Genomic DNA, 3,169 nt, shown 5'->3' on the forward strand with positions numbered 1-3,169 from the left:
AGGATCAGAACTGGCAACTATTGCTTTAAAAAGAGTAGATATTCGTTCCCGGGAAGATGATATTTTGGTACATCTCAGACACCCGGGAATCAATTTATTGCCCAATACATCTGGTGTAAGAAATGCTAAAGAGGCAGTTTTTGCCGCTGAGCTTGCCAGAGAGGCTTTAGAAACCAATTGGGTGAAGTTAGAGATCCATCCGGATCCTAAGTATTTAATGCCCGACCCCATAGAAACTTTACTGGCGACGGAAGAACTTGCAAAAAAAGGCTTTATTGTTTTGCCATACATTCATGCGGATCCTGTTTTGTGCAAGCGACTGGAAGATGCAGGTACGGCTGCTGTAATGCCCTTAGGATCACCTATAGGAAGTAATAAAGGCCTGAGGACCTTTGACTTTCTGGAGATTATTATTTCTCAAAGTAAAGTTCCTGTTGTAGTAGATGCAGGTATTGGTGCACCTTCAGACGCGGCCAAGGCTATGGAAATGGGGGCAGATGCTGTGCTGGTGAATACAGCAATTGCAGTATCAAATGATCCTGTGAAAATGGCAGAAGCATTTAAAATAGCCGTAATGAGTGGTAGAATGGCTTATGAGGCCAGATTAGGTAAAACAGGCAAATTGGCTATAGCCAGTAGTCCGTTAACTTCTTTTTTAGATGAATAGTTTTAGAGATTGTTTCGAACAATATCAGTGGACCGAGGTAAAGGATACTATTTACGGCAAAACCAGGATCGATGTAGAAGAAGCATTGCACAAGTCGGTTCGTAATCTCGAAGATTTTAAAGCCCTGATTTCTCCGGCAGCATTGCCTTATCTCGAGCCCATGGCAAGAATCAGTCAGATTTTAACGCAAAAAAGATTTGGCAAAACCATCCAGATGTATATACCATTATATCTGTCTAATGAATGTAATAACATTTGCACTTATTGCGGCTTTAGTCTGGATAATAAAATCAGGCGTAAAACACTATCGCCTATAGAAATTATGCAGGAGGTAGGCATAATTAAAAACATGGGCTATGATCATATTTTGCTGGTAAGTGGCGAGGCAAATCTAACTGTCGGCGTGGATTATTTTAAGCAGGTACTAAAATTGGTTCGTCCGCATTTCTCCCACATTTCTATGGAGGTTCAACCACTGGATCAGGGAGATTATGAAGAGTTGATTCCTTTAGGTTTAAATACAGTGCTGGTTTATCAGGAAACTTACCATCAGGCAGATTATAAGAAACATCATCCGAAAGGTAAAAAGTCTAATTTTTGGTATAGACTGGAAACTCCAGATCGGTTAGGGAAAGCCAATATCCATAAAATGGGATTAGGTGTTTTAATAGGTCTGGAAGACTGGCGTACGGATAACTTCTTTACCGCACTGCATTTGGATTATCTGGAGAAAATCTACTGGCAAACGAAATACAGCTTGTCTTTCCCAAGATTAAGACCGTTTAGCGGTGGCCTGGAACCTAAAATGGTCATGTCTGACAAAGAGCTGGTGCAGCTGATTTGCGCCTACCGCATTTTTAATGAAGAGGTGGAACTGTCTATATCTACACGCGAATCTGAAAGTTTTAGGAATAATATTATTCCGCTGGGCGTCACTTCTATGAGTGCAGGTTCAAAAACCAATCCGGGTGGTTATTATGCTGATGTAGAATCATTGGAGCAATTCGAAATTTCTGATGAAAGGTCGCCTAAGCAGATAGCGGAAATTATTTCTGATAAGGGATATGAACCTGTTTGGAAAGACTGGGACAATTTTATGTAAATCTTATGAACAAGGAAGAACTGGAACGTTATTCCAGACAGATTATACTGGAAGAGTTTGGAGTAGAGGCGCAGCAGTTGTTAAAGAAATCCAAAGTTTTATTTATTGGGGCCGGAGGTTTAGGCTGTCCGGCCATGCAGTATCTGACAGCGGCAGGAGTAGGGAATATTGGAGTCGTAGATTTTGATGAAGTATCGGTTTCTAATCTTCATCGTCAGATTTTGTACAATCATTTAGATATTGGACGTTTGAAGGCGGAAGTTGCTGTAGAAAGGCTTCAGGTATTAAATCCGTATGTTAATTTTAAGATATATCCCATTAAACTCACTTTGGGAAATGCGGAAGCTATATTTTCAAATTATGATCTGATTGTTGATGGTTCGGATAATTTCAAGACCCGATACCTGGTGAATGACACTTGTATGAAATTAAATAAAACATGGGTTTTTGGTTCGCTTTTTAAGTTTGAAGGGCAGGTTTCGGTTTTCAACTACCAGGGTAGTGCCAGCTACCGGGATTTATACCCCGAGGCACCTGAAGAAGGTAGTGTTCCAAATTGTGCTGAAGTAGGCGTAATAGGGATGTTACCTGGTTTTATTGGCAGTCTGATGGCAATTGAAGTTATGAAGGTTTTAAGTGGTATAGGGCAGGTTTTTTACGATAAACTGTTGGTTTATAATGCGCTTTATGCAAGTTTTGATGTCTTTTCTTTTGGCAAAAAACCAACTAAAACTCTAAATTTGCATAAAAAAAATACTGTTTTGGAAATAGATAAGAAGGAAATAGAGAAATCGAACCACCCGTATTATCTGATAGATGTTAGGGAGGAGTGGGAGTTCGAAGATTTTAACAAAGGCGGTGTAAATATTCCATTAAGTGAAATTCCTGAAAGATTAGGTTCTTTGATGGGAATTAATAACATAGTTTGCTGTTGCAGTTATGGTGGTAAAAGCAGAATAGCTGCGAAATTGATTAAAGACAAGTTTCCCGAGAAGATAGTTTATAATATTAAAGATGGGATAGAGGAGAGCTAGGGAGCCTTTTGTGAAATTGAAAACGGTTCTGTAGGTTAATTTGTACTTGCTTGCTATAAATCATGTCACCTTGAGGATAAATGTATTGTTTACAAATCAATATAAGATGACATTTCCATCCAACGTCATCTTGACTGCAGGGAAAGATCTCCCATGTAAAGTTAAGTTGATATTGTTTATTAGTTCTTCTCCTCGGGGAGAAGGTGCCCAACGGGCGGATGAGGGGATTCTGCTAATTTGATTTTACTAAAACCAAGCTTACGTTCATTTTTGCAAAACCGTTCCTATTTATTATTCTCGCCCTGTCCCAAAGGGATTCCTTAGGAATTAGGGAGAGATGCCCAAAGGGCAGAGAGGGTATTTATG

At 39.6% G+C, this 3,169-nt stretch carries 3 protein-coding genes; all 3 read left to right on the plus strand.

Annotation, left to right across the window (positions count from 1 at the left end; genetic code table 11):
* A partial coding sequence (locus ABWO41_RS17075; RefSeq protein ID WP_353140618.1) for a thiazole synthase occupies positions 1 to 667 on the plus strand: 667 nt, incomplete at its 5' end.
* Entirely contained in the window at positions 660 to 1,769 is a 1,110-nt protein-coding gene (thiH, locus tag ABWO41_RS17080) for a 2-iminoacetate synthase ThiH (protein ID WP_353140621.1), read from the plus strand. The genes ABWO41_RS17075 and thiH, both read left to right, overlap by 8 nt.
* Positions 1,770 to 1,774: 5 nt before the next feature.
* Positions 1,775 to 2,803: a ThiF family adenylyltransferase gene (locus ABWO41_RS17085; protein WP_353140624.1), complete on the plus strand. Its 1,029-nt coding sequence runs from the start codon at positions 1,775 to 1,777 to the stop codon at positions 2,801 to 2,803.
* Positions 2,804 to 3,169: the final 366 nt, after the last annotated feature.

This window comes from Pseudopedobacter sp. (assembly GCF_040392825.1).
Lineage (GTDB): Bacteria > Bacteroidota > Bacteroidia > Sphingobacteriales > Sphingobacteriaceae > Pseudopedobacter.